We start from the raw sequence: 25,728 nt of genomic DNA, 5'->3' as shown, positions 1-25,728 counted from the left end.
AGCCCCGCACCCCTCCGGAGCCGACACCGCAAGGAGATCAGCATGTTCATCCAGCCCTGGGACGCCGGCCTCGACGAAGCCGAATGGCAGACCTGGATCGCCGATGGCCACGACTTCGGACAGCTCAGTGTCAACGGCCTGCCCGGCCACCCGCCCGTCGCCGTGCCCACTCACTTCACCGTCGACGGCACCAGCCTCCTGATCCACTTCGCCAGGCCCAACCCGGTCTGGGAGGCGGTCGAGCACGACCCGAACGTCCTGTTCACCGTCTTCGGTGACTACGCCTTCGTCCCCGGGCCCTGGCGCGCCAAGACCGGCACTCCGCCCACCGACGGCGTCCCGACCAGCTACTACGCGGCCGTCCAGTTCACCTGCCGAGCCCATGTCGTCGACGACCCCGAGGCCAAGGCAGAGCTGCTGCGCCGCCAGCTCGCCCACTTCCAGCCCGACGGCGACCACGCCCCCGTGGCCGTCGACCAGCCGCCGTACGGCCGGATGCTGCCCGGCATCCGCGGCCTGCGCCTGGAAGTCACCGACGTACGGGCCAAGTTCAAGTACGACGACCACAAACCCGTCGAGCATCGCAGCACCGTCGCCGACCACCTCACGACACGCGGCCAGGGCCTCGACGTGCCCACCGCACTCCAGCAGCGCCGTCGCCTGGGCCGCATCGGCCCCTGGAAGCCCTGACACCCGCACACACCGGAAACGGAAACCCGCCCATGCCTGCCTTCCGCATCACCTCCGCCGTCGCGGACGCCTTCCCCGACACCTTGATCGCCGTGGTCACCGCCACCGGCCTGCGTGGACGGGAATCCTGGCCCCGCACCACCGCGGCCCTGGATGACCTGGAGCGGCAGCTCGCCGACGGCACCTGGCACCCTGCCGACGAGACCGACCCCCGCATCGAGGCCTGGCACACCGCGTACCGCTCCTTCGGCACCAACCCCCGCCGCATCCGCCCCAGCGTCGACGCGCTCGGCCGCCGCCTCGCCAAGAAGGGAACGCTGCCGCGCGTCAACCCGGCCGTCGACTCCTACAACGCCGTCTCCGTCCGGCACGGCCTGCCCGCCGGAGCCTTCGACCTGGACCACGTCACCGGCGACGTCGACATCCGTTACGCGGACGGCACCGAGTCCTTCACCCCGCTCGGCGAACCCGACAGCACCGAGAACCCCAAGCCCGGCGAGATCATCTACGCGGACACCACCGGTGTCCTGACCCGCCACTGGAACCACCGAGACGCCCACCGCACCCGCGTCACCGAGGACTCCACCCACGTGGCCTTCGTCCTCGAGACCCTCCACGCCACCCGCGACGGCGACCTCCTCAAGGTCGCGGCGGAAGAGCTGCAGAGTCTGCTCGCCCCGCACACCGCACAGACCGCCGTGCACTACCTCGGTCCGGCCCAACCCCGGACCACCGCCTGAGACGCCACATCAAGGCGCGAGGGCGCCGTTCAGCGCTGCCGTGAGCAGAAAGCGAAGGGCATCGGACGTGACCGGGCGCGGGTTGACGTAAGAACTCCTAACAGAATGCTACTTCTACCCTTGGAATGTTGGCATTTGATGATGCGTTAGCCTTCACATGAGGAGGGGTGAGCAGCTGCCGTGGATCGTGTCCGATGAGTTGTGGGCGCGGATCGAGCCGTTGTTGCCGGTCGTGCGCCGCCGCGCGGATCACCCGGGGCGCAGGCGTCTGGACGACCGCAAGGTCCTGTGCGGGATCCTGTTCGTGCTGTACACCGGCATTCCGTGGGAGTTTCTGCCCCAGGAACTGGGCTTCGGCTCCGGTATGACCTGCTGGCGGCGCCTGCGGGACTGGAATGACGCGGGTGTGTGGCAGCGTCTGCATGAATCGCTGCTGGCCGAGCTGCACGCCGCCGGCGCTCTGGACTGGTCCCGGGCGGTGATCGACGGCTCTCATGTGCGGGCCATGAAGGGCGGCCCAAAACTGGACCGAGCCCGGTCGACCGTGCCCGAACAGGCTCCAAGCACCATCTGATCACCGAAGCGCACGGCATCCGCTTGGCCGCCTCCCTGACCGGCGGTAACCGCAACGACGTCACCCAGCTCATGCCCTTGATCGAGGCCCTTCCGCCAGTACGCGGCCGACGCGGACGACCCCGCCAACGCCCCGACCGCCTCTACGCCGACTGCGGCTACGACCACGACAAGTACCGCAAGCAGGTCCGGGCCGTCGGGATCACCCCGGTCATCGCCCGCCGCGGCACCGAACACGGCTCAGGCCTGGGCGCCCACCGGTGGGTCGTCGAACAGAGCTTCGCACTCCTGCACTGGTTCCGCCGATTACGCATCCGCTGGGAGATACGCGACGACATCCACGAAGCCTTCCTCACCCTCGGGTGCGCGCTCATCTGCTGGAGGAGATTGTGCCGTGCGACGGGTTCGTGACGTGGCATGTGGGATTCAGGGCTCAGTGGCGCCTTCCGCCAGGGCCTTGATGGTGTTGAGGCGGTGTTCCCACTGGGCGGCGAGGGTGGCCATCCACTGCGTTGTCTGCTTCAGCGGTTGCAGGTCGGCTTCGTAGCGGACCTCGCGGCCGGCCCGGTGGGCTCGGACAAGTCCAGCGCGGTCCAGAACGGCCAAGTGTTTGGCCACCGCCTGGCGGGTGACGGGGAGGCTCGCTGCCAGGGATGTCGGTGTGGCGCCGCCTTCGCGGGCAAGGATGGCGAGGACTTCTCGACGAATCGGGTCAGCCAGGGCTACCAGAACATGCTCGGAGACCTGATCGTCCTCGGCGGCGCGGGTCATGCCTTGGTCGGCTCGCAGACCGCGCGCAGTTGATCGAGCTTGCCGGGCCAGTTCTGGCTGTTGGCGCGGTGACGTTCGGCAGCCTCGGCGGTTGGCAGCCCGAGCCGCGCGAATCCGCTCTCAGTCAAGGTGAGTTGGGTACCTCCGGTGGAGTCGTCTTCGGCCAGCGTGAACTCGACCAGGGTGGCATTGGTGTCCTCCGGCTCTTCTCCAGCGGCACCTTGAGACCACCGCCAGGAGAAGAGCCGCGGCGGCTCGACGGTCTCGATGCGGGCGGGGATAACGCCATGGACACCGTGGTCGAAGATGAGGAGACCGCCGGGGCGCAGGTCGATCTTGACTGGCTCTCCGTTGCCGAACCAGCGACCAAGGAAGGCGGGTTCGGTCAGCACGGACCACACCCGCTGCACGGGGGCGTTGATCGCGATGGTGCGTTCGATCGTGTCGTGGATCATTGCAACCTCATCTCGTCTGGGCCTGCCACCTCAAGGTTGCACACTCGCCACCCGATGCGCAACCAATTGGTTGCGCATCGGGTGGCGAGTCCCCGCGCCAGATCCACACCGTGCATTTGGTTAGGAGTTATAAGGCCGGTCCACTGCCTGGCCGATGACCTCGTCCACGTCGTCCTGGGTCAGGCCGATGTCGGCGAGGGAGCGTGGGGCGCCGAGTTCCACGCTCGTCCGGGCCAGGTGTCCCGGCACGTCGTCGGCGGCCAGGGCTCGGCTCAGCGCCTGTCCGGCCGCCGGTGCCGCCGGGAGGTTGAAGGCGGCGACGTACGGGAGCAGGATCGTGTGGGTTTCGGCGTGGGGCAGGTCGAAGGTGCCGCCGAGGATGTGGCAGAGCTTGTGGTGCAGCGACATCGTGGTGGCCCCCAGGCAGGCACCGCACAGCCAGGCCCCCCGCTTTCCATGACCTGTCCCAGCCGCTGGTCCTCGGTCTCCCCGAAGCTGTCCAGCACCGCGACGGTGGCGGTCTCGACGGTGAAGTCCACCTGGCGTTCCTAACTCTCGGAGGTGCCCCGGCCGGCGAGACGGTCGACGAACCAGTCTCCGGTGAGCGCGTCGCGTTCGGCCGCGTGGTTGTAGAGGGTGTGCTCGCCGTCGGGCCAGATCCGCACCGTGGAGGTGGCGGGGTCGGCGGCGCGCAGGAACGGCTCCTGGTCCTCGTAGCGGACCAGGGGGTCCTGGGTGCCGTGCAGCAGGAGCAGCGGGCAGGTGATGCGGTGCTTGTCCGGGTCGAAGCGCAGGCTGTCCATGACCGCGGTCAATCTGCCCCGCTCGTCCGTGCCGGCCACGGCTGACAACTGCTCGCGGGCGGTGCGGAATTCCGGGACGGTCGGTACCGCCGGAGCACCGTTGACGACCACAGCGCCGACGCGCGAGTCCGCGGCGGCCAGATGGGCGGCGAACAGACCGCCGAAACTGATGCCCTGGACGCCGATCGGTCCGTCGAGGCGGGGATCGTTCTCGACCAGGTCGACGAAGCGGGCGAAGCCCTCGATGACCTGCTCGTCGACGTACAGCCCGTGGCGCAGCCGTGACTCGCCCTGGCCGGGCCCTTCCACGAGCAGACAGGCCAGGCCGCGCGTGGTGTACGCGTCGGCCACCGACAGATACGCCGCTCCCCAGCTGCTGAGCCCACCCCACACGATCACGGTGGCCCGGGGCGTGCCGGCCGGCAGGCACAGCCAGCCGCCGAGAACGCCGTCGCGGTGCGGGATCTCCATGCGCTCCACGCCGGGCGCGAGAGCGGCGACCGCGGCCGTGTGCCGGGCGTACAGCTCCCGCTTCTCCGCGGTGTCGGTCTGATACGCCATCTGCGCGAACATCAGGGCCGCGGCGGCGAACCGGAATGCCTGCCGGGCGGTCGCGCCGTGTCCCGACTCCCCTGCGCGCCGGGCTCGTTCGAGCTGCGCCTCCGCGAGGGCCGCTGCGACGTCCGGCCACGGGGTGCCGGCCGCGGTATCGGCGAGCAGGCGGCGGGCGTCGGCGGGATCCATGCCGCAGTCGGTGAGCCGGGTGAAGGGCATGGCCCGGTGCTGGGCGGAGACCAGCGGCGACAGCGTGGGCGTTTGCGGCTTCTCGGTCATGCCATCACCTTCACGGGTGCGGTCAGCGCGGTGTCGAGGGCGTCGACGAGCGCGCCGATGTCGGTGCTGTCGACGGCGGTGCCGAACAGGACGAAGTCCGGGCGGGCCAGATACGCGACCGCGCCGAGCAGGTGCAGGTACTCACGGTGGCGTCCGTCGAGGTCGTCGACCGTGTCGAGGGCGACCACGGCGCAGCCCAGGCGCTCCAGCATGGCGAGCCGCTCCGGCCCGAGGGCGGCGGTGGGATCCTCGGCCGTGACCAGGGCGAAGCCGTAGCCGGTCAGGTCGTCGAAGCGCCCGGTGCGCCCGTCGGGCAGACCGATACGGCCCTGCGGGGTGAGCGTGCCGGCCGGCGCGTCCGTGCCCGGGCGCAGCACTCCGTGGGCAAGAGGTGGGAACGGGGGCGGCGGGGGCACCTTACCGGCGAAGAAGGCCGCGTCCCGGGCCGCCGCCGCCTCGACGTCATGCGTGTTGGCGACCTTGCCGAGGCCGATCGCCGCGTGGGTGAGGGCCGTGACGTGCGGGCGGCGCTCGCTCTCGTAGGTGTCCAGGAGCGCGTCCGGTGCCTGGCCGCCGAGCACCAGGTGCAGTTTCCACGCGAGGTTGGTGGCGTCGCGCAGGCCGCTGCAGGCTCCCTGTCCGAGGTACGGGGGCATGGTGTGGGCGGCGTCGCCGACCAGGAAGACCCGGCCGGTCCGCCAGCGGTCGGCGATGCGGGCCTCGAAGCCGTAGACCAGCTGCCGGGTGATCCGCACGTCGTCCGGGCCGAGGTCGTGGTACTCGCGCAGGAGCCGCCAGGCGGCCTCCGGAGTGGTCATCTCCCCGCGGGTCTCGCCCGGCAGCAGGGCGAACTCGAAACGCTGGCGGGTGTGACCGATGTTGATGGTCATGTGCCCGCGGGCGGGATCGCAGTACTGGGTGCCGTACGCGAACTCCGGCGGCTGGGGACGCAGCCACTCGGCGTCCACGTTGACCCACTGCTCGTTGAAGCCGAAGTCCTGCCGCTCCACGCCGAGCAGTTCGCGTACCCCGCTGCGGCTGCCGTCGGCGGCGATCACATAGCGGGCCCGGACGTCTGCGTGCGGCCCGTCGGCGGTGCACGCGTCGGCGTTCCAGCCGCGCAGGCGCAGGGTCACGCCGTCGTCGTCCTGGTCGAGGCCGGTGACCGCCCAGCCCTGGCGGACGTCGACCGTGCCGTAGCCGCGCAGCCGCTGGTCGATCGCGCTCTCCACATCCGGCTGGTACATGGAGATGTGATCCGGATACCCCATCGGGCCACTCGGGTTCGCCGGGATGTCCACCAGGGTCTCGCCCTTGCCGTTGACCCACAGGTACTGACACATCGACGAGTCGCGCAGTGCCTCGTCGACATCGCCTGCCGCCTGGATGGTGCGGGCGGTCTCGTCGTCGATGTGGGTGAGGCGGGGCAGTCCGTACAGCGCCGGCCAGCGTTCGCAGACCACCACCCGGTGGCCGAGCCGGCCGAGCAGGGACGCCGCGGCGAGTCCGGTCGGACCGTAGCCGACGACGGCGATGTCATAGTGCGGAGCCATCAGACGCCTCCAGAGACAGCCCCGCGCCGTTGCGAGGGGGTCGTGGTGGGGAAGGGAGAGGCCGGGGCGTGACCGTGCAGTGTCCGCCGCAGCTTGCGTGAATCAAGATTCACACTTTGAGTGAATCGAGATTCACACAATGGCAACATGGACGTCAAGAGTCCGGCCGATAAACTGCGCAGATGACCGAGTCCCCCACCCGCAGGCCCGCCGCCCTCCGGGAAGGCAGTCGCCGTTCGCAGCAGGACCTCATGCAGGCCGGGTACGCGCTGCTCGAAGAGGGCGGAGTGGACGCGCTGACCGTGGCCGCGGTCGCCGAGCGGGCCGGCATGGCGGTCGGCAGTATCTACCGCCGGTTCGGCGACAAGGAAGGACTCCTGCTGGCCATCCAGCACGCCTTCACCGACAACCTCCAGGCCGAGATCACGGAACGCATGTCCGCGGAGCGCTTGCGCATCCTGCGCGACCCGGCCGTGGCGATCGCCGAGGCGGTCGGCGCGCTCACCGATGCCTTCCAGGCGCACGAAGCCCTGTTGCGCGTCTTCCTGCTGCTCGGCACCCGGCACGAAGCGGTACGGATCGAGGGCTCCCGCGTCAGCATCGAGGGCAATCGGCACTTCGCCGGGACACTGCGCAACACCCCCATCGCGCATGCGGACCCCGAGGCGGCGCTCGACTTCGCCTACCGGCTGATCTACGCCTCGATCGCGCACCGCGTCACGCAGGGCGAATTCCTGGAGTCCGACCGCCCGCTCCCCTGGAACGAACTGCGCAGCCACCTTCAGACCGCGGTCGTCTCCTACCTCCTCGACGCCCCGGAAGGCGACTGACCCCCGGCCTGCCGTCGTAAAAAGGTGCGCACACAAGTCCTGGCGAGCGATGCGGCCGTATGCGAGCCTCGCCTCAGCCTTGATGTGAAACGTGATTCACAAACCTCTGCGGCTCAGCCCTGCGCGTCCGTCAACTCCAGGAGCTGTTCGTCCGCGAGCGGGCCGAGGCGCGCCTCGAGACGCCGGAATGTCCGGGCGGAGCGCTCGGCAGGCCAGTCCGCGTCCAGGTGGGCGGCGGGCAGTCCGGGGTCGGTGCGCAACAGCTGACCCCAGTCGTCGGGGAGCATCAGGAGCTGGGGCAGGGCTTCGGCGGACGCCGGGTCCGCGGCTTCCCAACGGTCGAGGAAGCCGCGGTGCGCCGCACGCAGGGCCGCCAAGTCCCAGGCCGCGCGCAGCAGTTGCTCAGGACTGCTCGGTCCGGTTGGGGCACCGTGGAACGCCTGCACCAGGCCGAGTGCCTCCGCGGGGAAGATGTCGTCCAGCAGTTCCTCCACGTCGATCCGGCCGGGCGCAGCGCGCCAGGCCGCCCCCGCGGCCGTCCGTCGGAGTCGACACACTTGTCGCGTTCGCCCCGGCCCCGGTGGTCCGACGGTTCACGGCACGCATGTTCAGGCGGTGAGATCGAGGGAGCTCAGCACGGCGACGACGTCCTGACGCGCGGCCTCGTCCAGTCCGCGCAGGGGAAGCGGCAGGTTCGGCTCCTCCGTCAGGCCAAGGTGTGAAGCGGCAGCGGACATGACGCGCAGACTGCCGTGGCGGCGCAACAGTGCCCACAGCGGCTCGAGTTCGCCGGACAGGTCCAGCGCCCGGTCGGCGGCGCCGCTCCGAGCTGCGCGAGTGAGAGCGAGAGCAGTTCGCGGGAACGTACCGCCGACGACCGAGTACCAGGCGTCGCACCCGGCGCTCAGACCCCGGGCGGCCGTGTGGTCGCCGCTCACACCGATCGTGACCGTCTCCGGGACCAGCGCCCGCAGTGCGTCGACCCGGGCCTTGGCCTGCGCCGGGTCTTCGGGTACACCGGGAATCTTGATCGAGCCGATTGGGTCGGGCAGGAAGTGCATCGACGGTCTCGTTTATCGGGTCACCCGCTTCGTGAGGACCTTGGCTGTTCTCTCGGCTTCCCTGCGCAACTGCGACAGCGGCACGACGGTGTCCACGAGTTCGGCCGCCGGTATCTCCTGCGTGCGGACCGACCCGTGTCGGGACAGGCGGGAAGGCGGCCGGTCGGAGAAGAAACGGGCGTGCGGGGCGGCCACCACCGCGTCGGCGGCAGCGATCAGATCGATCGCCTAGGCGCACGCGACGCCGTTGACGGCCGCCACGAGCGGAATGCCACGAGACGGCGGTCGGAGTGCGTTCGCCGGGACGGCGAGGGCGTCCCGCCGAACGAGGCCCAGGCAGAGCGCTTCCGCCCCGGCCCCGACCACCACCACTGCGTCGAGGTCGGGCGACGCCATCACGCGGGTCCATGCCTGGTGCAGCTCCACGGCCATCGTTCTGTCAACGGCGTTGAGCACGATCGGTCACGATGGGCCCTTGCCACGAATCCGGTGCCGGCCGTCCCCGCGGTCACCCGCTCATGGACGACGCGCTGCGGATCTGCCGCCGGAGTTCCGCGCGGTGCCCGGTCGAGGGAGGTCCCGTTGGGATGCGTGGCGGGCGACTCGGCCTACGGTCGGGACTCTCGGCGTGACCCCGCTGACGTACCTGCGCAACGTCCGCCTGGATCGTGTTCACGCCGACCTCCTCACGGGCGCCACGGGAGTCACCGAGGCGGCCGGACGGTGGGGCTTCAGCCACTTGAGCCGGTTCTCCGCCGCCTGTCGCCGACGCTTCGGTGCCGCGCCCTCCCAGACCCGGGCCGGGGTCGGCGGTCACCACCTCGGCGAGCGGGAGAGCCGCAGGCCCAGAGGCACACGGCGCCGACGTAGCCAACCTCTCAGAGCCTCCGGGGAACGACGTACCGGGACCGCCGGTGTGTGCGGCCCCCTCGCACGCGGGTGGCTCTCCGGGCTCCCTCTCAGTCGAGGGGACCGACGTCGTTCTCGGCGGCTGTGCGGACGGATTGCGTGGCCTTCGACAGCTTGTGTTCGCCGGGCTGTTCGCCTTCCCACAGGGGGTGATGGCGCCTGGCCCAGGAGCGGGACACGAGGCCGGTGCGCAGGCCGGTGCGCGCCTCGGGATCCTTGGAGGCCATCCAGATGTGGCCGCCGACCAGGGCACCGATGAGCAGGGCCAGCCAGTCATGGACGAACGTCGCTCCCGTGCGCAGGAACAGCGCCGTGAGACGCGGGAACCACATGATGAGGCCGGTGCCGATCATCACCAGGGCGGCTCCCGAGATCACGGCCGCGTACAGCTTCTGACCCGCGTTGAACTTCCCCGCCGGGTGCGGGCGCCGGCGCACGGTCGCGCGTATCCAGCCACGGTCGTGCGGACCGAAACGGTTGATGCGGACCAGGTCGGCGCGGAAGGCGCGTGAGACCAGCCCGGCCAGCAGCGGGACGGGCATGGTGACGCCCGCCCACTCGTGCACGGTCACCAGCAGGCGTCGCCGGCCCACGAGCTCGCCCAGGGCGGGCAGGTAGAGGAAGGCGGCGGTGACGAGGGCGGTACCCATCAGCGCGGCCGTGGAGCGGTGGATCCAGCGTTCGGCGACGGTGAAGCGCCGTATCAGCTCGGGCGGTTCAGCCGGTCGAGTCATCGTCGCGTCCGTTCGACTTGCCGACCCACGCGTCGATGTCATAGCCGCGCGGCTCCCAGTAGCCGGGTACGACGCGTTCGGTGACCGTGATCTCGGAGAGCCACTTCGCCGACTTGTAGAAGTACATCGGCGCGGCATACAGCCGCACTGGACCGCCGTGCGGGGCGGTGACCGGCTTGTCCTGCATCTCGTAGGCGACGAGCATGTCGGGGCGCCGCGCCTGCTCCAGGGTGAGGCTTTCGGTGTAGACGCCGTCGAAGCAGGTGAAGTGCACTGCCTTCGCTCCCGGCTTCACCCCGGCCGTCTCCAGCAGGTCGGACAGCCGCACCCCGGCGAAGGGCGTCTGCGGCACCCGCCAGCCGGTGACGCACTGGACGTCCCGGACCAGACGGGTGCGCGGCATGGCTTTCAACTGCTCCAGTGTGTACGTCACCGGGCGGTCGACGAGGCCCTTCACGGTGAGCCGGTAGTCGGCGGCCGAGCGGTGCGGAATGCTGTCGGCGACGGAGTAGAAGCGGAAACCCCCGCCGCCCGGCAGCAGCCCGGTCAGACCCGTGGGGTCCTTGCTGCTCACGGTGGCCAGCAGACCGTCCGTCACGTTCTGCAGGCGGGCGCCTGCGGGCACCGCGACGGCGCCGAGGCCGAGGATGCCGAGGACGACCCGTCGCCCGACCGGCCTGCCCCGGCGGTCCGCGTCCTCGGTCAAGCCCTCTCTCCCGCCCGCAGCTTCCTGACTCCGCCGACGAGCAGGACCGCGCCGACGACAGCCACGAACAGGCCGATCACCAGCCACTGGGCCTGCCCCGACATGCCGCTGCCACCGACCGCCCCGGATCCTTGCAGGCTCCACACCACGCCGGAGAAGAGCAGCAGAACCCCGACGACCAAACGAATCCAGATCTTCATGCCGTGCTCCCAGGAAGCTGTCGAAGACTCACGCGGGTCAGTACTCCGGGTCCGACTCCGCCGGCCACGGGCCGGGGTGTCCTGTGCGTGGGTCGTGCGGGCGTTGATCGTCCCGTCGGAGTCACGCTATATCGACAGACGGAGCCCAATAAGTACAACGCTCAACTTCATGTACCGAACTCTCACCGTTGGCAACGGTCCGCCGTCGTGGATGTACCCAGCGACGTGATCGCGGCCATGCGCATCGGCCGCGCGCAGCTCACCCGAGTCGAGCACCACGGCCCGTTCGGCGAGCGCCTGCTCACCACCGTCCCCGGAACCGGCTGTCGTGTCGAACGCCAGGGGACATGCCGGCCGATCCCGCCGCACACCTCGCTCGAGGCACTCCGGTGAGCCGGGCGTCGGCCACACCGCAGAGCCACTCGCATCGCGTCCGGCTGACCCTCCGTCAGCGCCAAGGACGGCCCCGAGCGGGACCGGCCGGGCCCCGGACGGGCAGGCACCGGCTTCGGGCCGCCGCCCCGGGTGCACCGGCCGGGGACGGCGAACCGGTCCGTGCGGAGGGTGAGTGCGTCGCGTTACGGCGTTGTGCAGCGCCTCGTCGAGGTCACGGTCGAGGCCCGGCACGATGTGCTCGGACGGCATTTCCGCGAAAGGCGCGCGCAGCGTGGCGGCCGGCGAGCGGGTGGCCGGATCCGTGTGCATGCCGCGCAGCGAGGTAGCCGCACTCGCCGTCGCCGTTCACGGCTACGTCAAGTGCGAACCGAACAGCAGCACCCCTCGGCCGACCCTCTGAACAGCCTCTTCGCGGAAGCTCTTCCGTCTGGCAGAAGCCGCCTTGCGGAGCCACCGCCGGCGTCGGGACGCTGACTCCAACCACGGCACGCGGGGCGACGACGCCCCGCCGACAGGGACGGAACCCCCATGCCTCACACCACCGCCTTCGCCAGGAACCAGTGGTACGTCGCCGCCTACAGCCATGAGGTCGGGCGCGAGGAGTTGCTCGGCCGGACGATCCTCGGTGAGCCGCTCGTGTTCTACCGGACCGAGGAGGACGGGACGCCCGTCGCGCTCGCCGACCGGTGTGTGCACCGCAGGTTCCCGCTGCACGAGAAGCCCAGCCGGCTCGACGGCGACCGGATCGTGTGCGGGTACCACGGGTTCACGTACGACACCACGGGCACCTGTGTGTACGTGCCGGGCCAGAAGCGCGTACCGCGCACCGCGCGGGTCGCCTCCTACCCCGTCGTCGAGCTGGACTCCCTGGTCTGGGTGTGGATCGGCGACCCGGCCCTCGCCGACGCCGACACCATCCCGCGGGCCAGGCACCTCGACTCCCCCGGCTGGGTCACCGTCCGCGGCATGGAGCCGATCGACGCCGACTACGGCCTGCTGGTCGACAACCTCCTCGACCTGTCCCACGAGACCTATCTGCACGGCGGCTACATCGGCACCCCCGAGGTCGCCGAGACGCCGATCACCACGGAGGTCGACGAGGGCGCGGGCATCGTGCGGGTGAGCCGGCACATGGACGACGCCGAGTGCCCGCCCTTCTACGCCAAGTCCACCGGCATCAGCGGCCGGATCACCCGCTGGCAGGACATCGAGTACCACGCGCCCTGTCTGTATCTGCTGCACAGCAGGATCGCGGCGGTCGGCGTGACACCCGAGGCGGACGGCAGCGACCCGAACGGCTTCCACACCGAGATCACGTACGCCATCACGCCGTCGAGCGACGGTCACGTGTACGACTTCTGGATGGTCTCGCGCGACTGGGCGACCGAGGACGCCGAGGTGACCGAGTTCCTGCGCGGCAACAACCACACCGTCGTCATGCAGGACGTCGACGCGCTCAACCTGCTGCAGCGGACGCTCGGCACCGAGCGCACCGGCTACCAGGAGCTGAGCATCAACATCGACACCGGCGGTCTCGCCGCCCGCCGTATCCTCGCCCGGCTGGTCGAGGAGGGCGACAAGCCCGTGGAGAAGGTCCTGTGAGTGCCGGAGCCACCGGGGAGATCTACCGCATCGACTGGCTGCCGGGCACCGATGTCCTGCACGGCACCTGTCACTGCGGCCGTGAGCACACCTCGCAGGACCCGATCGAGATGTGGGAGTGGATGCTCGCGCACCCGAACGGGCACTCCCCGCAAGGACACGAGCCGCCCTCACCCGAGCCGCAAGGAAACAGCTCATGAGTGACGCGTACGAAGCCGAACTCGTCGTCGACCGCAGGGACACGGCGGCCGACGGCGTGCTCGCCCTCACCCTGCGCCACCCGCTGGGCGAGCAACTCCCGCCATGGGAGCCCGGCGCCCACATCGACGTGGTGCTCGGCCCCGGCCTGGAGCGGCAGTACTCCCTGTGCGGCGACCCGGCCGACCGCACCGCCTGGCGGATCGCCGTACTGCGCGAGCCCGTCGGGCGCGGTGGATCCGCCCATGTGCACGAGCAGTTGGGACAGGGCGACAAGGTCAGGGTGCGCGGCCCGCGCAACCACTTCCCCCTGCGGCCCGCACCCCGCTACCGCTTCATCGCGGGCGGCATCGGCATCACCCCGATCCTCCCGATGCTCGCGGCGGCGGAGGCCGAGGGCGCGGAGTGGACGCTGGTGTACGGCGGGCGGACGCGCGAATCCATGGCTTTCACCGAGGAGTTGAGCCGTTACGGCGATCGGGTCACCGTCGCTCCCCAGGACGAGACCGGGCTCCTGGACCTGCCGTCGATGCTCGACGGCGTCCCCGAGGGGACCCTCGTCTACTGCTGCGGGCCCGGCCCGCTGCTCGACGCGGTGGAGGCCCGCTGCCCGGCCGGCCTGCTGCACGTGGAGCGCTTCACGCCGAAGGAGCAACCGGCCGGGCAGAACACGGAGTTCGAGGTCGAGCTGGCACAGACCGGCACGACGGTCACCGTGGCCCCGGACGTCTCCGTGCTCGACGCCGTGCGCGCCTCGGGCGTGGAGGTGCTGTTCTCGTGCACCGAGGGCACCTGCGGCACCTGTGAGACCGACGTCCTCGACGGCACCCCGGACCACCGGGACTCGGTGCTCACGGACGAGGAGCGGGAGGCCGGGGAGACGATGATGATCTGTGTCTCCCGGTGCCGCGGGAAGAAGCTGGTACTGGACCTGTAGCCATCCCGAATCGGTCGCGAGGCCCGCGACCGTCTCCAGACTGCTCGCCACCACCTCGCCGCCCCGGTCCGCACCGGGGCGGCGAGCGAGCGCAGCCCCTGCTCCAGTCGCCTTCAGGGAGTTACCGCTTCCCATGAATGTCAACAATATTGTCAGCCAAAGGCATTGACCCCACCCCCGCGAGCCCCATACCTTTCGCGCTGAGCACCACTGTGCGGTCTGCGCACAGCCTGTCGGAACATCAAGTCTGCACAGGAGGAGCCATGCGTCGTCTGCTCGTCGCCCTCGCGGCCGGAGCATTACTGGTCACCGCGTCGGCCTGTGGTTCGTCCGGCGACTCGGGGGCCTCGGACTCGGGATCGTCGTCCGACGGCACCACCACCGTCAAGCTCGGCCTCATTCCTATCGTCGATGTCGCGCCGGTCTATCTGGGCCAGAAGAAGGGCTTCTACGGCAAGCACGGCCTGAAGCTGGAGATTTCGAACGCGTCGGGCGGCGCGGCGATCGTGCCCGGCGTCGCCAGCGGGCAGTTCCAGTTCGGCTTCTCCAACGTCACCTCCCTGCTGATCGCCCAGTCGTCCGGGGTGCCGGTCAAGGCGGTCTCCAACGGCATCGCCTCAACGGGCTTGGCTGGCAAGGACTTTGCGGCGATCGCGGTGAAGAAGGGCAGCTCGGTCAAGTCCGCGAAGGACCTGGAGGGCAAGAAGGTCGCCATCAACACGCTGAAGAACATCAACGAGTCCGCGGTGCGCGAGTCGGTCCGCAAGGACGGCGGCGACCCGGACAAGGTGAAGTTCGTGGAGCTGGCCTTCGACCAGATGCCGGCCGCTCTCGACAGCGGTCAGGTCGACGCGGCCTGCGCGGTCGAACCCGCGCTGGCCACCATCAAGAGCCAGGGCGGCCAGGTGATCGCCTCTCCCATGGTGGACGTGGCGCAGGGCACCACGGTCGCCATGTACTTCACCTCGACGCGGTACCAGCAGCAGAACGCCGACGTGGTGAAGAAGTTCCAGGCGGCCACCGCCGAGTCCCTCGCCTACGCGGACGCCCACCCGGACGAGGCACGCCGGATCATCACGACGTACACCAAGATCCCGGCATCCGTGCTGGCGCAGGTGACTCTCCCGAAGTGGCCGGCCGAGCCGAACAAGGAGTCCGTCGAGGCGCTGGCGAAGCTGGGCGAGGAGGACGGGTTCTTCAAGAAGACCCCCGACGTGGACGCGCTGCTTCCGTGAGGTTCCAGAACGCGGCGCTGGGCGCCGCCGGCCTCGCGGCCTTCCTCGCCCTGGGCGAGGCGGTGCCGCGGCTCGGTCTGGTCAAGGAGGAGTACTTCCCGCCGACCAGCCGGATCGCGAGCGCCTTCGCCGACGAACTCTCCGACAGCGCCTTCTGGACGGCGCTCGGCGACACCCTCACCGGCTGGGCCCTGGGCCTGGCCATCGCCGTGTCGGCGGGGATCGTCATCGGCGTTGTCGTCTCCGTCGTGCCGTATCTGCGCGAGGCGACGGCCTCGACGATCGAGTTCCTGCGGCCGATCCCCTCGGTCGCCCTCATCCCGCTGGCGGTGCTGTTGTACGGCAGCGAACTGCGCTCGGTGCTGTTGCTCGTCGTGTACGCCGCCTTCTGGCAGGTCCTCGTCCAGACGCTCTACGGCGTCCAGGACGTCGACCCCGTCGCCGACGAGACGGCACGGTCGTACGGTCTGGGCACCTGGGCGCGGGTCCGGCATGTGCTGTGGCCGACCGCGCTGCCGTATGTGATGACCGGTGTCCGGCTGGCCGCGGCCGTCGCGCTGATCCTCGCCATCACCGGTGAACTCGTCATCGGCGCACCGGGGTTGGGCGCCAGGATCGCGGTCGCGCAGAACTCGCAGGCGGTCCCGGAGATGTACGCGCTGATCGTGGTCACCGGTCTGCTGGGGCTGCTCATCAACGTGGGCGCGCGTACCGTGGAGCGACGGGCGCTGGCCTGGCACCAGTCGGTGCGCGGGGAGGTGACGGTGTGAAACGGGCCGTTCTGCGGCTGGCCTTCGTGCTCGCGCTGCCCGCGCTGCTGGTCGCCGTCTGGTGGTTCGCGTCGGACGGCAGCAGCGACGTCTTCTGGCCGCCGCTGCGCACCATCCTCCAGACCTTCCCGGACGTGTGGACCGCCGAGCGCCTGCGCGCCGACGTCCTGCCCAGCATCTGGCGACTGGCGGCCGGTTACGCGCTGGCGGCCGTGGCCGGGGTGGCGGTCGGCACGGTCATCGGCTCCTACCGGCGGGTGCGGGCGGTGTGCGAACCGGTCCTGGAGTTCCTGCGGGCGGTCCCGCCGCCGGTCCTGGTCCCGGTCATCATGCTGTTCGCGGGCATCGGCGACACCATGAAGGTCACGGTGATCGCGAGCGGCTGTGTCTGGCCGATCCTGCTCAACACGGTCGAGGGCGTGCGCGCGGTCGACCCGGTAATGCTGGAGACGGCCCGTTCCTACGGCATCACCGGCCCCTCGCGCCTGCGCGACCTGGTACTGCGCTCGGCGAGTCCGCAGATCTTCGCGGGTCTGCGCCAGGCCCTCTCGATCGGCATCATCCTGATGGTCATCAGCGAGATGTTCGCGGCCAGCAACGGCATCGGCTTCACGATCGTCCAGTTCCAGCGCAGTTTCGCGGTCCCCGACATGTGGACCGGGATCCTCGTCCTCGGTCTGCTCGGCTATCTGCTCTCCGTCGTCTTCCAGCTGGTCGAGCGGCGGGCCCTCGCCTGGTACCACGGCCTGCGTGCCTCGGCCCGGCGGTCCCCGTGAATCACCCGAACCCGAAAGGGCGGTCCATGCACGCGCTTCTTGGCGTATCCGGCCTCAAGAAGGTCTACGACGGGTCCGGCCGCCGTGTGGAGGCGGTCCGCGACCTCACCTTCACCGTCGAGGCGGGCGAACTCGTCTGTCTCGTCGGCCCGTCGGGCTGCGGCAAGACGACCCTGCTGAAGTGCATGGGCGGCCTGCTCACCCCGACCGCCGGCGAAGTCCACCTGGCGGGACGGAAGGTGAGCGGACCCCCGCCCGGGATGGCCTTCGTCTTCCAGGAGTACGGCCGCAGCCTCTTCCCCTGGATGCGCGTCGCCGACAACGTCGAACTGCCGCTGAAGCAGAAGGACTTGAGCAAGGCCAGGCGACGTGAACTGGTGGCCGACGCGCTGGAGTCGGTGGATCTCACGGAGGCCTCGGGGGCGTATCCCTGGCAGCTGTCCGGCGGGATGCAGCAGCGCGTCGCGATCGCCCGCGCGCTCGCGTACGAGCCCGAAGTACTGCTGATGGACGAGCCGTTCGCGGCCGTGGACGCCCAGACCCGCGCCGACCTGGAGGATCTCGTACGACGGCTGTGGCGGGAGCGCGGCATCACGATCCTGTTCGTCACCCACGACATCGACGAGGCGGTCTACCTGGGCGAGCGGGTGATCGTGCTGTCCGCCTCGCCCACGGTCGTGCAGGAGCAGCTGAAGATCGATCTGCCGGACGAGCGGGATCAGTTGCACACGCGTGTGGCCCCGCGCTTCGCCGAACTGCGCACCCATGTGTACGAGCAGATCCAGGCGGCGAAGCGCGGGGTCGTTCAGGACGCCGTCGTCACGAAGTCGAGTACGCCTCCACTTCGCTGAACTGCCCTGCGGGCCAGCCGGAGTTGGCGCTGACCGAGAGGCGTAGGTAGCGCAGGCCGGTACCGCCGGGCAGGGAGACGGTGGCGGTGTTGCCGGTCGCCGGGTCGAAGCGGTAGCCCTGCGCGCCGACGACGGTGGCGTAGCTGTTGTTGTCGGTGCTGCCCAGCACGGTGAGGGTCTGGGTGCGCGCGCCCCACGCGGAGGACGGCGGCAGCTTCAGCACCAGACGGCGGACCGTCTCCACCGAGCCGAGGTCCACGGTCCAGGACTGCGGGAAGGCGTTGTTGGCGGACTCCCAGTAGCTGTTCGCGTCGCCGTCGACCGCCTTGCCGGGTGTGTAGACGTCCTGGGAGCCGGTGGCGGTGGCCGGGCGGCTCTTGGCCAGGTTGCGGTTCGGATCGGGGTCCGGGTTGCCCTGTCCGGGCTGCGGCCAGGTCGAGCAGTCCGACCAGGTGGTGCTCCAGCCGGAGTTGCCGCCGCCGTCGGTGAGGGCGAAGGTGCCGGAGTTCGCCGGGTAGGGGCAGTTGTAGACGCCTGCCGCGCCGACGCCCGTCGCCGTGACATCGCGGAAGGTGGCGGCGCCCTGGGCCTCCGCCTGCACGACGACCGTGCCCGTGTTGCGGACGGTCGCGCCGTCCACGGTGACGTTACGGACGGGATACCCCTGTCCGCCGCCGGACACGAACTCGAAGGCGCTGTACGGGCTGTCGGTGATCGTCGTGTTGGTGATGTTCACCGTGGCGTTGATGGCGCTGTCGTACGAGTCTACGCGCAACGCGCCCATCGGGTGGTTCCAGTTGGGGTTCATCGCGCCGGTGCGGACCAGGGTGTTGCCGTCGACCGTGATGGTGCCGGACAGCGGGAAGAACGGGTCGAGGAACTTCTGGTTGGAGATCGCGATGCCGCTGCCGAGGGCGTTGGTGTCGGAGACCAGGTTGTTCCTCACCGCGATGTCGGTGCCGCCGTAGATCGCGATGCCGTTGGCCAGGTTCGGCTGGCTGATGGTGTTGTTCTCGAAGCTGCTGTTCGTGTCCGGCGCGTACAGCGACCACATGGCGAGCGCGTCGTCACCCTGGTTGCGCAGGAAGTTGTTCCGCACGCGGACTCCGCGCGCGTTGCCGTTGAGGTTGAGGCCGTCGGCGGTCATGTCGAGGAAGCGGTTGTTCTCCACGACGAGGTTGTCGTTGTCGCCCGTCAGCCAGAGGCCGACCTTGAGGTGCTGGAGCCACATCCCGGACACCGAACTCCCGGCCCCCAGGGAGCCGTTGACGAAGTTGTCCGGGTTGGAGTCGACGCGCTCCGTCACCTCGCCGATGACCGCGAAGTCCTTGATGTGGACGCCCCCGGAGGAGCCGGACTGGTCGATGAAGCGGGAGGAGTGCACGACCGAGTGCCAGTTTCCGGCGCCCTGGAGGGTGACGTTCTGGACGCCGCTGAGGGCGGACGTCAGCCGGTAGTCGCCCGGCGGAATCCAGACCACTCCCCCTTGGGCGGCGGAGATCGCGTCCCGGAAGGCCTGGGTGGAGTCGCCGTTGCCGGTGGGGTCGGCGCCCTTGGAGGTGACGGACACGGACCCGGCGGGCTGCTCGGCGGCCGCCGCGACCTGCTCGAAGTCGGCCACGTCCACGGTGACTTGGGTCCCCGCCGCCTCGAAGGCGACCTCGTCGCCCGCCTGGACGTTCTGGCCGAGCAGGAGGCGGGCGTTGTCGAAGAAGTGGTGGGTCCTGGCGCCGGGAATCCAACTGGTTTCGACGTAGGAGTACTTGGAGGTTACCGGGAGCGTCCTCGCGAGCCTGGTGCCGTTGACGTAGACGTTCAGCGTGCCGGACTGGCCGTCGGGGACGCTGTAGGCGACGTTCACGGCGTTGGCCGCGCGCGGCACGGTGAACTCGACGCGTTGCCCCGAGCCCAGCCGTACCGCCTGCCGCCCGGACGCCTCCGAGGCGAGCGTGCCCTGCGTGTGGTCGGGGCCGATCCTCGTGCCGGTCGTGGTGGCGGACTCGGCCTCGACCGAGGTGAAGGGGAGGGTGGCACCCGCCGCCGCGTGGGCGGTGGGCGCCGTGGCGGTGAGAAGGCCGGCGGAGAGGGCCACCACCATGACGGTTGGCATGCCCCTGACAGATCTGCGCATGTGCTGATCCCTTCGTGTGGGGGTACTGCGGTCTCAGCTCCGGAGCCAGACCGCGGTGTCCTCGGGCAGTCGGCCCGCTCCGTCCAAGGGGCCGCTGGCAAGCAGCAGTGCGGTGTGCTCGGGCAGGTCCACGGCGGTGTCGGCGAGATTCACCACGCACAGGACACCGCCCGCACGGGCGAAGGCGAGAACGCCCTCGGGCGCCGGTAGCCAGGTGAGCGGGCCGTCGCCGAGGAGCGGCCGGAGCCGGATGCCCTCGCGGTACAGGCTGAGCATCGACCCCGGGTCCACGACCTGCCGGTCGACGGCGTACGACGCCCAGTCGGCGGGCTGCGGCAGCCAGGGCTCGCCGCCGAACCCGGCATGGGGCGCCCCGGCCGCCCACGGCAGCGGCACCCGGCATCCGTCGCGCCCGGGGTCCGTGCCGCCGGAGCGGAAGTGCATGGGGTCCTCGATGCGCTCCCGGGGGATCTCCGCCTCGGGCAGGCCGAGCTCCTCGCCCTGGTAGACGTAGACGGCCCCGGGGAGGGCGAGCGAGAGCAGAGCCGCCGCGCGGGCCCGCCGGGTGCCGAGGTCGAGGTCGCCCGGGGTGCCGAAGGCCTTGGCCGCGAAGGCGAACCCGGTGTCCGTACGGCCGTAGCGGGTGACGGTGCGGGTGATGTCGTGGTTGCACAGCACCCAGGTGGCGGGGGCACCGACCGGGGCGTGCCCGGCGAGGGTCGTGTCGATCGAGGTGCGCAGCCGCCCGGCGTCCCAGGGGCAGGTCAGGAAGGAGAAGTTGAAGGCGGTGTGCAGCTCGTCGGGGCGCAGGTAGCGGGCGAAGCGTTCGGTGTCCGGGAGCCAGACCTCGCCGACGAAGACTCCGTCGTACTCGTCGGCGATCGCCCGCCAGGAGCGGTAGATGTCGTGGAGTTCGTCGCGGTCGACGAAGGGGTGCGGGTCGGGTCCGTCGGCCAGGTCGGGCAGCGCGGGGTCCTTGGCGAGCAGGGCGGCCGAGTCGATGCGGACGCCCGCCACTCCCCGCTCGAACCAGAAGCGCAGGATGTCCTCGTGTTCCCGGCGGACGGCCGGGTGGGCCCAGTTGAGGTCGGGCTGCTGTGGGGTGAACAGGTGCAGGTACCAGTCGCCGTCGGGCAGCCGCGTCCACACCGGCTCGGCGGAGCCGACGAACTGCGAGGGCCAGTCGTTGGGCGGGAGTTCGCCCCGCTTGCCGCGTCCGCGCCGGAAGTGGAACAGCTCGCGTTCAGGGCTGCCCGGGCCCGCGTTCAAAGCTGCCTGGAACCAGGGGTGTTGGTCGGAGACATGGTTGGGCACGACGTCGACGATCGAGCGGATGCCCAGCTCCCGTGCCTCCGCGATCAGCTTCTCCGCCTCGGCGAGGGTGCCGAAGGCGGGGTCGATGGCGCGGTAGTCGGCGACGTCGTAGCCGCCGTCCTTCATCGGGGAGAGGTACCAGGGGTTGAACCACAGGGCGTCCACGCCGAGTTCGGCGAGATACGGCAGCCTGGCACGGACTCCGGCGAGGTCGCCGGTGCCGTCCCCGTCACCGTCGGCGAAGCTGCGGACGTAGACCTGGTAGATGACGGCGGAGCGCCACCACTCGGTGGGCTGTCCCACGAGGAGGTCCCTTCTGTAGGCGGACGGGCGGTGTCAGCCCTTCGTGCCGCCCGCGCCGATCCCGGCGACGATGTGCCGCTGGAAGACGAGGAACAGGGCGACCATCGGGATGCTGGCGATCACCATCGCGGCGATGAGCACGGTCAGTTGGATGTTCTGCGACAGCTGGACGAGTGCCACGCTGATGGGCTGCTTGTCGGTGTCGGAGAAGACCATCAGCGGCCACAGGAAGTCCTGCCAGACGGCGACCAGGGCGAAGATCGAGACCACCCCGAGGACCGGCCTCGACATGGGCAGCACGATCGACCACAGGACGCGCAGCTTTCCGGCCCCGTCGATCTCGGCGGCCTCCAGCACATCGCGCGGGAGCTGGTCGAAGAACCGCTTGAGCAGATACAGGTTGAAGGCGTTGGCGACGGCCGGCAGCCAGATGGCGAGGGGGTCGTTGAGCAGGCCCAGGTCGGCGACGGTCAGGTACTTCGGTACGACCAGGGCCTGGGCCGGGACCATCAGCGTGGCGAGGATCCCGCCGAGGACCACCTTGCCGAAGACGGGCCTGAGCCGGGACAGGGCGTAGGCGGCGGCCGTGCACAGGACGAGCTGGAACGCCCAGGCACCGGCCGCCTGGACCACCGTGTTCCACAGGTGTTGCGGCAGCTGCATGAGGTCCCAGGCGTCGGTGTAGCCGTCGAGGTGCCACTGCTCGGGGACGAGGGTGGGCGGCGTGCGCGTCACCTCGTCCGGCGACTTCATCGCCCCCGTGACCATCCAGTAGACGGGGAAGAGGAAGGCGAGCGCGAAGAGCACGACGACCGTGGTGAAGACGGCCCAGTAGACGGCCCTGCCGCGCGGACGGGCGAGCGTCGCCGGGGAGATCAGGGTGCGGGTGCTCATGCGGGATCCCCCTCCGAGGACCGGGTCAGCCGCAGATATACGGCCGAGAAGGCGCCCAGCAGCACCAGGAGCATGACGCTCAGCGCACACGCGCCGCCGAAGTCGTTGTAGAGGAAGGCGTACTTGTAGATCAGGTAGAGAACGGTGACCGTGGCGTTCTCCGGTCCGCCACCGGTGATCACGAACGGCTCCGTGAACACCTGCATGGTCGCGATGATCTGAAGGAGCATCAGCATCAGCACTACGAACCTGGTCTGAGGAAGCGTCACATGGCGGATGCGCTGGAGGAGGTTCGCCCCGTCCAGTTCGGCGGCCTCGTACAGCTCGCCGGGGATGGACTGCAGGGCGGCCAGGTAGATCAGGACGGTGCCGCCCAGGTTGGCCCAGGTCGCCACGATCACCAGGGAGACGAGTGCGGTGTCGGCGCCGTTGGACCAGTTCGAGGTGGGCAGGTGCAGGAAGCGCAGTACCTCGTTGGCGAGGCCCGCTCCGGGGTCGTAGAACCACTTCCAGAGTAGGGCGCTGACCACCGGCGGGATCATGACGGGCAGGTAGACCACCACCCGGAAGAACGCCTTCGCGTGCCTCAGCTCATTGAGCACCAGTGCCATGACGAAGGGGATCGCGAAGCCGATGAGCAGGGCCAGCAGGGTGAAGGCGAGGGTGTTGCGCCAGGCTGCGGCGAACTCCGGGTCGTGCCACACGCGGGTGAAGTTGGCGGTGCCGACCCATTCGGGCTCGGCACCCGGCGTGTACTTCTGGAAGGCGATGACGACGGCGCGGAGCGCCGGGTACCAGGAGAAGAGGGCGAAGCAGAGCAGTCCGCCGAGAAGGAAGCCGTAGGCGCGGACCTGGTCGGCGAGGCGGCGCCGCCTCCGGTCCCCTGCGGGAGGCGGCGCCTGCAATGGGGGTACGGCGATGGCCTCGTGGGGCGGGCTTTCCACCGTCTTCATGGGGGTCAGCTCCGGGCCAGGATGCCGTCGATCTTGCCGGAGGCGTCCTTCAGGAGCTGGTCGATGTCGGCGTCCTTCTTGGTGAGGACGGCGGAGACGGCTCCGTCGAGGACGGAGTAGATCTGCTGGGCGTTCGGCGGCTCGATCTTCATCGTCAGGGACTGGTTGCCGTCGAGGAAGGCCTGGTAGTTCTCCACCGGCACATTGGCGTTGGCCTTCTTGACCTGCTGGTCCTTGGTGTCGGCGGCGCCGGTGAACAGGCGCGGTTCGGGCAGGCCGACCGGGGCGTCGGCCTTCTTGGCGCGGGCGTAGTCGCCGAGGAAACCCGCGCCGGGCCTGAGGAACATGTGGTCGAGCCACTTCAGGCCCGCCCTGATCTGGTCGGGGCTCGCCTTCTTGTTCACCATGTAGCCGTCGCCGCCGATGAGCGTGCCCTTGCCGCCGGGCATCGGGGCGAGCGCGAGGTCCTTGTAGTCGCCGCCCTTCTCCTTGACCAGGATCGGGATGTTGTCCGGGGCGGAGAGATACATGCCGAGCTTGCCCGAACCCATCATCTGCTGGACGTCGTTGATGACGAGGAGCTGCTTGCTGCCCATGGAGTCGTCGGTCCAGCGCATGTCGTGCAGGTTCCGCAGGACGGCCCGGCCCTCGGGGGTGTCGATGGTGGCCTTCTTGCCGTCCGCGCTCACGACGTCGCCGCCCTGGGAGTAGAGCTCGGCGGTGAAGTGCCAACCGCCCTGGTTCTGGGCGCTGTAGTCGGCGTATCCGACGGTGCCGTCGCCCAGCGCGGCGATCCTCTTGGCGTCGGCGCGCAACTCCGCCCAAGTGGCCGGGGGTTGCTCGGGGTCGAGGCCGGCCTTCGCGAAGAGCCTCTTGTTGTAGATCAGGCCCATCGAGTAGCCGGTGCGCGGGATGCCGTAGATCTTCCCGTCGACGGTGTAGATGTCACGCAGCTGCTGCTGAAGGGTGCCGTAGCTCTTCAACTCCTTGACGTACGGGGTGAGATCGGCCGCCTGGTTGATGTCCACGACGTGCTTGGCGTCGGTGAAGTACGTGTAGAAGACGTCCTCCATCTGCCCGCCGGCGAGCTTGGCGTCGAAGGTCTTGGGGTCCTGGCAGGGGAACGCGTCGTGCGCGACGACGTCGATGTCCGGGTTCTGTTTCTCGAAGGACGCGATGTCCTGCTCGAAGAACCGCCGGTCGACCTTGGCGCTCTTGGGCGGCATGCAGTTGACCGTGATGCGGGTCTTGCCGCTCGCCGTGTCGTCGCCCGATCCACAGGCGGAGGCGGCGAGGGCAAGGGAACAGACACTGAGCGCGGCGACGGTACGGCGGTACCCGGTGCTTCTCATCGGTGGACCCCTCGTGGCAGGAGCGGTGGGCGCCGCACACTCAAGCACCGCCGACATCTGTCCGCAAGATGTCACGCAGAATCTGTAATTATTCGACAGAGCGATGAGAGAGTCGTGGATCTCAGCCGCGAGGCGCTTGCGCGGTGGACCCCCGGACCACCAGCTCGGGTTCGAAGAGCAGCTCCTCGGGCGGCACGGAACTGCCGCCGACCTGAGCGTTCAGCAGCTCCACGGCGGCCCGGCCCATGGCCTCGATGGGCTGGCGGACGGTGGTCAGCGGAGGCTCGGTGCAGTTCATCAGGGCGGAGTCGTCGTAGCCGACCACCGACACCTGGCCCGGCACGTCGAGTCCCTTGCGGCGGGCCGCCCGGATCACACCGAGGGCGAGGGGGTCGCTGGCGCAGATGAAGCCGGTGACGCCGCGGTCGATGAGCCGGGCGGCCGCCGCGTGGCCGCCCTCGATGGAGAACATGGCCCGCGCCACCCGCTCCTCCGGCAGCTCGCCGAGCCCCTGCGCCGCGGCCAGCTTGCGGGCCGACGGCACGTGGTCCGCCGGCCCCAGGACCAGCCCGATCCGTTCGTGCCCCAGGGAGGACAGGTGCCGCCAGGCCTGCTCTACGGCCACCGCGTCGTCGCAGGACACGCCGGGGAAGCCGAGGTCGTCGATGGACGCGTTGACCAGCACCACCGGGATGTTGCGGTCGGCGAGTCGCCGGTAGTGGTCGTGCGGCGCGTCCACCTGGGCGTAGAGCCCGCCGGCGAAGACGACACCGGAGACCTGCTGCTGCAGCAGGAGGTCCACGTAGTCGGCCTCGGACACGCCGCCCTTGGTCTGGGTGCACAGCACCGGGGTCAGCCCGAGCTGGGCCAGTGCCCCGCCGATGACCTCGGCGAACGCCGGGAAGATCGGGTTCTGGAGCTCCGGCAGTACCAGCCCCACGAGCCGCGCGCGCTCACCGCGCAACTGTGTGGGCCGCTCGTACCCGAGCACGTCCAGCGCGGACAGCACGGCCTGCCGGGTGGCCTGCGAGACTCCCGGCTTGCCGTTGAGCACCCGGCTGACCGTGGCCTCACTGACCCCGACCTTCTTCGCCACCTCGGCAAGTCGTCGCGTCATGAACGCAAGAATAGCGCAAGTTATGCAAGTCGTTTGCGTA

At 69.9% G+C, this 25,728-nt stretch carries 29 protein-coding genes and 1 pseudogene; 13 read left to right on the top strand and 17 right to left on the bottom strand.

The window, feature by feature from the left end:
- Positions 1-42: 42 nt before the first annotated feature.
- The 3 genes from BFN33_RS15205 to BFN33_RS49770 all read left to right on the top strand — a co-directional run bounded on the left by BFN33_RS15205 (position 43) and on the right by BFN33_RS49770 (position 2,414).
- Positions 43-690 carry an FMN-binding negative transcriptional regulator gene (locus tag BFN33_RS15205; RefSeq protein ID WP_069760553.1) on the top strand — a complete coding sequence of 216 codons (648 nt, stop codon included), beginning with the start codon at positions 43-45 and terminating at the stop codon, positions 688-690.
- 32 nt (positions 691-722) lie between these two features.
- Positions 723-1,430, top strand: a complete 708-nt coding sequence (locus tag BFN33_RS15200; protein ID WP_069760552.1) for a B3/4 domain-containing protein — start codon at positions 723-725, stop codon at positions 1,428-1,430.
- 157 nt (positions 1,431-1,587) lie between these two features.
- Positions 1,588-2,414, top strand: a protein-coding gene (locus BFN33_RS49770) for an IS5 family transposase (protein WP_088245336.1) whose coding sequence is annotated in 2 segments (ribosomal slippage) — positions 1,588-1,948 and positions 1,948-2,414 — 828 coding nt in all. Because the reading frame shifts where the segments join, the coding sequence is not laid out codon by codon here.
- Positions 2,415-2,429: 15 nt separating this feature from the next.
- Here BFN33_RS49770 and BFN33_RS15185 read toward each other — a convergent pair.
- From BFN33_RS15185 to BFN33_RS15165, 5 genes are all read right to left on the bottom strand, one after another.
- A complete protein-coding gene (locus BFN33_RS15185) occupies positions 2,430-2,774 on the bottom strand; it encodes a helix-turn-helix transcriptional regulator (protein WP_069760550.1) in 345 nt (114 codons plus the stop codon).
- On the bottom strand, positions 2,771-3,229 hold the full coding sequence (locus tag BFN33_RS15180; protein ID WP_069760549.1) for an SRPBCC domain-containing protein: 459 nt from the start codon (positions 3,227-3,229) through the stop codon (positions 2,771-2,773). Before BFN33_RS15180 ends, BFN33_RS15185 begins: the two co-directional genes overlap by 4 nt.
- A 120-nt stretch (positions 3,230-3,349) precedes the next feature.
- The gene (locus tag BFN33_RS15175) at positions 3,350-3,667 is read right to left on the bottom strand and encodes an iron-containing alcohol dehydrogenase (protein WP_370743291.1); all 318 of its coding nucleotides are present in this window, start codon (positions 3,665-3,667) and stop codon (positions 3,350-3,352) included.
- A gap of 110 nt (positions 3,668-3,777) precedes the next feature.
- Complete coding sequence (locus BFN33_RS15170) at positions 3,778-4,866, bottom strand: S9 family peptidase (RefSeq protein WP_069760547.1); 1,089 nt, start codon at positions 4,864-4,866, stop codon at positions 3,778-3,780.
- Positions 4,863-6,419, bottom strand: coding sequence for a bifunctional 3-(3-hydroxy-phenyl)propionate/3-hydroxycinnamic acid hydroxylase (locus tag BFN33_RS15165; RefSeq protein ID WP_069760546.1), 1,557 nt, complete (start codon positions 6,417-6,419; stop codon positions 4,863-4,865). The genes BFN33_RS15170 and BFN33_RS15165 overlap by 4 nt, the downstream gene beginning before the upstream one ends.
- A gap of 182 nt (positions 6,420-6,601) precedes the next feature.
- Between BFN33_RS15165 and BFN33_RS15160 the strand changes: the two genes are divergently transcribed.
- Entirely contained in the window at positions 6,602-7,249 is a 648-nt protein-coding gene (locus BFN33_RS15160; protein ID WP_069760545.1) for a TetR/AcrR family transcriptional regulator, read from the top strand.
- Positions 7,250-7,362: 113 nt separating this feature from the next.
- On the opposite strand, the gene BFN33_RS15155 is transcribed toward BFN33_RS15160, so the two are convergent.
- From BFN33_RS15155 to BFN33_RS54290, 3 genes are all read right to left on the bottom strand, one after another.
- Entirely contained in the window at positions 7,363-7,806 is a 444-nt protein-coding gene (locus tag BFN33_RS15155) for a PaaX family transcriptional regulator C-terminal domain-containing protein (protein ID WP_079140832.1), read from the bottom strand.
- A gap of 51 nt (positions 7,807-7,857) precedes the next feature.
- Positions 7,858-8,310, bottom strand: coding sequence for a dihydrodipicolinate synthase family protein (locus BFN33_RS15150; RefSeq protein WP_107487982.1), 453 nt, complete (start codon positions 8,308-8,310; stop codon positions 7,858-7,860).
- A gap of 228 nt (positions 8,311-8,538) precedes the next feature.
- Entirely contained in the window at positions 8,539-8,766 is a 228-nt protein-coding gene (locus BFN33_RS54290) for a hypothetical protein (protein ID WP_256122762.1), read from the bottom strand.
- Positions 8,767-8,869: 103 nt separating this feature from the next.
- Here BFN33_RS54290 and BFN33_RS54285 point away from each other — a divergent pair.
- Positions 8,870-9,100: pseudogene (locus BFN33_RS54285) on the top strand (helix-turn-helix transcriptional regulator); the annotation flags it as partial.
- A gap of 169 nt (positions 9,101-9,269) precedes the next feature.
- On the opposite strand, the gene BFN33_RS15135 reads toward BFN33_RS54285, so the two are convergent.
- From BFN33_RS15135 to BFN33_RS15125, 3 genes are read right to left on the bottom strand one after another with little or no spacing between them, the layout of a single operon-like run.
- Positions 9,270-9,953 (bottom strand): cytochrome b/b6 domain-containing protein, encoded by a 684-nt coding sequence (locus BFN33_RS15135; RefSeq protein ID WP_256122761.1) that lies wholly within the window; start codon positions 9,951-9,953, stop codon positions 9,270-9,272.
- A complete protein-coding gene (locus tag BFN33_RS15130) occupies positions 9,937-10,659 on the bottom strand; it encodes a molybdopterin-dependent oxidoreductase (RefSeq protein ID WP_069760541.1) in 723 nt (240 codons plus the stop codon). The genes BFN33_RS15135 and BFN33_RS15130 overlap by 17 nt, the downstream gene beginning before the upstream one ends.
- The gene (locus BFN33_RS15125; RefSeq protein WP_069760540.1) at positions 10,656-10,859 is read right to left on the bottom strand and encodes a hypothetical protein; all 204 of its coding nucleotides are present in this window, start codon (positions 10,857-10,859) and stop codon (positions 10,656-10,658) included. The genes BFN33_RS15130 and BFN33_RS15125 overlap by 4 nt, the downstream gene beginning before the upstream one ends.
- A gap of 207 nt (positions 10,860-11,066) precedes the next feature.
- Here BFN33_RS15125 and BFN33_RS15120 point away from each other — a divergent pair, with 207 nt between their 5' ends.
- From BFN33_RS15120 to BFN33_RS15085, 8 genes are all read left to right on the top strand, one after another.
- Entirely contained in the window at positions 11,067-11,252 is a 186-nt protein-coding gene (locus BFN33_RS15120; protein ID WP_069760539.1) for a hypothetical protein, read from the top strand.
- 531 nt (positions 11,253-11,783) lie between these two features.
- Positions 11,784-12,857 (top strand): aromatic ring-hydroxylating dioxygenase subunit alpha, encoded by a 1,074-nt coding sequence (locus BFN33_RS15115; RefSeq protein ID WP_069760538.1) that lies wholly within the window; start codon positions 11,784-11,786, stop codon positions 12,855-12,857.
- Entirely contained in the window at positions 12,854-13,057 is a 204-nt protein-coding gene (locus BFN33_RS15110; RefSeq protein WP_069760537.1) for a hypothetical protein, read from the top strand. The genes BFN33_RS15115 and BFN33_RS15110 overlap by 4 nt, the downstream gene beginning before the upstream one ends.
- Complete coding sequence (locus tag BFN33_RS15105) at positions 13,054-13,992, top strand: PDR/VanB family oxidoreductase (RefSeq protein WP_069760536.1); 939 nt, start codon at positions 13,054-13,056, stop codon at positions 13,990-13,992. Before BFN33_RS15110 ends, BFN33_RS15105 begins: the two co-directional genes overlap by 4 nt.
- A 263-nt stretch (positions 13,993-14,255) precedes the next feature.
- Positions 14,256-15,227, top strand: a complete 972-nt coding sequence (locus BFN33_RS15100) for an ABC transporter substrate-binding protein (protein WP_069760535.1) — start codon at positions 14,256-14,258, stop codon at positions 15,225-15,227.
- A complete protein-coding gene (locus BFN33_RS15095) occupies positions 15,224-15,997 on the top strand; it encodes an ABC transporter permease (protein ID WP_069760534.1) in 774 nt (257 codons plus the stop codon). The genes BFN33_RS15100 and BFN33_RS15095 overlap by 4 nt, the downstream gene beginning before the upstream one ends.
- Complete coding sequence (locus BFN33_RS15090; protein ID WP_069760533.1) at positions 15,994-16,773, top strand: ABC transporter permease; 780 nt, start codon at positions 15,994-15,996, stop codon at positions 16,771-16,773. Before BFN33_RS15095 ends, BFN33_RS15090 begins: the two co-directional genes overlap by 4 nt.
- A gap of 26 nt (positions 16,774-16,799) precedes the next feature.
- A complete protein-coding gene (locus BFN33_RS15085; protein ID WP_176742391.1) occupies positions 16,800-17,624 on the top strand; it encodes an ABC transporter ATP-binding protein in 825 nt (274 codons plus the stop codon).
- Here the strand turns inward: BFN33_RS15085 and BFN33_RS15080 are convergent.
- The 6 genes from BFN33_RS15080 to BFN33_RS15055 all read right to left on the bottom strand — a co-directional run bounded on the left by BFN33_RS15080 (position 17,593) and on the right by BFN33_RS15055 (position 25,688).
- Positions 17,593-19,755, bottom strand: a complete 2,163-nt coding sequence (locus BFN33_RS15080; RefSeq protein WP_069760532.1) for a discoidin domain-containing protein — start codon at positions 19,753-19,755, stop codon at positions 17,593-17,595. The two genes, BFN33_RS15085 and BFN33_RS15080, sit on opposite strands and share 32 nt — an antisense overlap.
- A 33-nt stretch (positions 19,756-19,788) precedes the next feature.
- Positions 19,789-21,372, bottom strand: coding sequence for a glycoside hydrolase family 13 protein (locus BFN33_RS15075; protein WP_069760531.1), 1,584 nt, complete (start codon positions 21,370-21,372; stop codon positions 19,789-19,791).
- 33 nt (positions 21,373-21,405) lie between these two features.
- Complete coding sequence (locus BFN33_RS15070) at positions 21,406-22,266, bottom strand: carbohydrate ABC transporter permease (RefSeq protein WP_069760530.1); 861 nt, start codon at positions 22,264-22,266, stop codon at positions 21,406-21,408.
- A complete protein-coding gene (locus tag BFN33_RS15065) occupies positions 22,263-23,219 on the bottom strand; it encodes a carbohydrate ABC transporter permease (RefSeq protein ID WP_069760529.1) in 957 nt (318 codons plus the stop codon). The genes BFN33_RS15070 and BFN33_RS15065 overlap by 4 nt, the downstream gene beginning before the upstream one ends.
- A 5-nt stretch (positions 23,220-23,224) precedes the next feature.
- Positions 23,225-24,571, bottom strand: a complete 1,347-nt coding sequence (locus tag BFN33_RS15060) for an ABC transporter substrate-binding protein (protein ID WP_069760528.1) — start codon at positions 24,569-24,571, stop codon at positions 23,225-23,227.
- A gap of 121 nt (positions 24,572-24,692) precedes the next feature.
- Positions 24,693-25,688 (bottom strand): LacI family DNA-binding transcriptional regulator, encoded by a 996-nt coding sequence (locus tag BFN33_RS15055; protein ID WP_176742390.1) that lies wholly within the window; start codon positions 25,686-25,688, stop codon positions 24,693-24,695.
- Positions 25,689-25,728 lie beyond the last annotated feature (40 nt).

The organism is Streptomyces sp. LUP47B (genome assembly GCF_001746295.1).
In the GTDB taxonomy this organism is placed as follows: Bacteria; Actinomycetota; Actinomycetes; order Streptomycetales; family Streptomycetaceae; genus Streptomyces.
The sequence above is the reverse complement of the archived record's forward strand: the minus strand, read 5'-3'. Positions and strand labels throughout refer to the sequence as shown.

Coding starts and splice junctions, on each gene's coding strand:
- BFN33_RS15205 (WP_069760553.1), top strand. CDS start 43: ATGTTCATCCAGCCCTGGGACGCCGGCCTCGACGAAGCCGAATGGCAG.
- BFN33_RS15200 (WP_069760552.1), top strand. CDS start 723: ATGCCTGCCTTCCGCATCACCTCCGCCGTCGCGGACGCCTTCCCCGAC.
- BFN33_RS15185 (WP_069760550.1), bottom strand. CDS start 2,774: ATGACCCGCGCCGCCGAGGACGATCAGGTCTCCGAGCATGTTCTGGTA.
- BFN33_RS15180 (WP_069760549.1), bottom strand. CDS start 3,229: ATGATCCACGACACGATCGAACGCACCATCGCGATCAACGCCCCCGTG.
- BFN33_RS15170 (WP_069760547.1), bottom strand. CDS start 4,866: ATGACCGAGAAGCCGCAAACGCCCACGCTGTCGCCGCTGGTCTCCGCC.
- BFN33_RS15165 (WP_069760546.1), bottom strand. CDS start 6,419: ATGGCTCCGCACTATGACATCGCCGTCGTCGGCTACGGTCCGACCGGA.
- BFN33_RS15160 (WP_069760545.1), top strand. CDS start 6,602: ATGACCGAGTCCCCCACCCGCAGGCCCGCCGCCCTCCGGGAAGGCAGT.
- BFN33_RS15150 (WP_107487982.1), bottom strand. CDS start 8,310: ATGCACTTCCTGCCCGACCCAATCGGCTCGATCAAGATTCCCGGTGTA.
- BFN33_RS15135 (WP_256122761.1), bottom strand. CDS start 9,953: ATGACTCGACCGGCTGAACCGCCCGAGCTGATACGGCGCTTCACCGTC.
- BFN33_RS15125 (WP_069760540.1), bottom strand. CDS start 10,859: ATGAAGATCTGGATTCGTTTGGTCGTCGGGGTTCTGCTGCTCTTCTCC.
- BFN33_RS15115 (WP_069760538.1), top strand. CDS start 11,784: ATGCCTCACACCACCGCCTTCGCCAGGAACCAGTGGTACGTCGCCGCC.
- BFN33_RS15105 (WP_069760536.1), top strand. CDS start 13,054: ATGAGTGACGCGTACGAAGCCGAACTCGTCGTCGACCGCAGGGACACG.
- BFN33_RS15100 (WP_069760535.1), top strand. CDS start 14,256: ATGCGTCGTCTGCTCGTCGCCCTCGCGGCCGGAGCATTACTGGTCACC.
- BFN33_RS15085 (WP_176742391.1), top strand. CDS start 16,800: ATGCACGCGCTTCTTGGCGTATCCGGCCTCAAGAAGGTCTACGACGGG.
- BFN33_RS15080 (WP_069760532.1), bottom strand. CDS start 19,755: ATGCGCAGATCTGTCAGGGGCATGCCAACCGTCATGGTGGTGGCCCTC.
- BFN33_RS15070 (WP_069760530.1), bottom strand. CDS start 22,266: ATGAGCACCCGCACCCTGATCTCCCCGGCGACGCTCGCCCGTCCGCGC.
- BFN33_RS15065 (WP_069760529.1), bottom strand. CDS start 23,219: ATGAAGACGGTGGAAAGCCCGCCCCACGAGGCCATCGCCGTACCCCCA.
- BFN33_RS15060 (WP_069760528.1), bottom strand. CDS start 24,571: ATGAGAAGCACCGGGTACCGCCGTACCGTCGCCGCGCTCAGTGTCTGT.
- BFN33_RS15055 (WP_176742390.1), bottom strand. CDS start 25,688: ATGACGCGACGACTTGCCGAGGTGGCGAAGAAGGTCGGGGTCAGTGAG.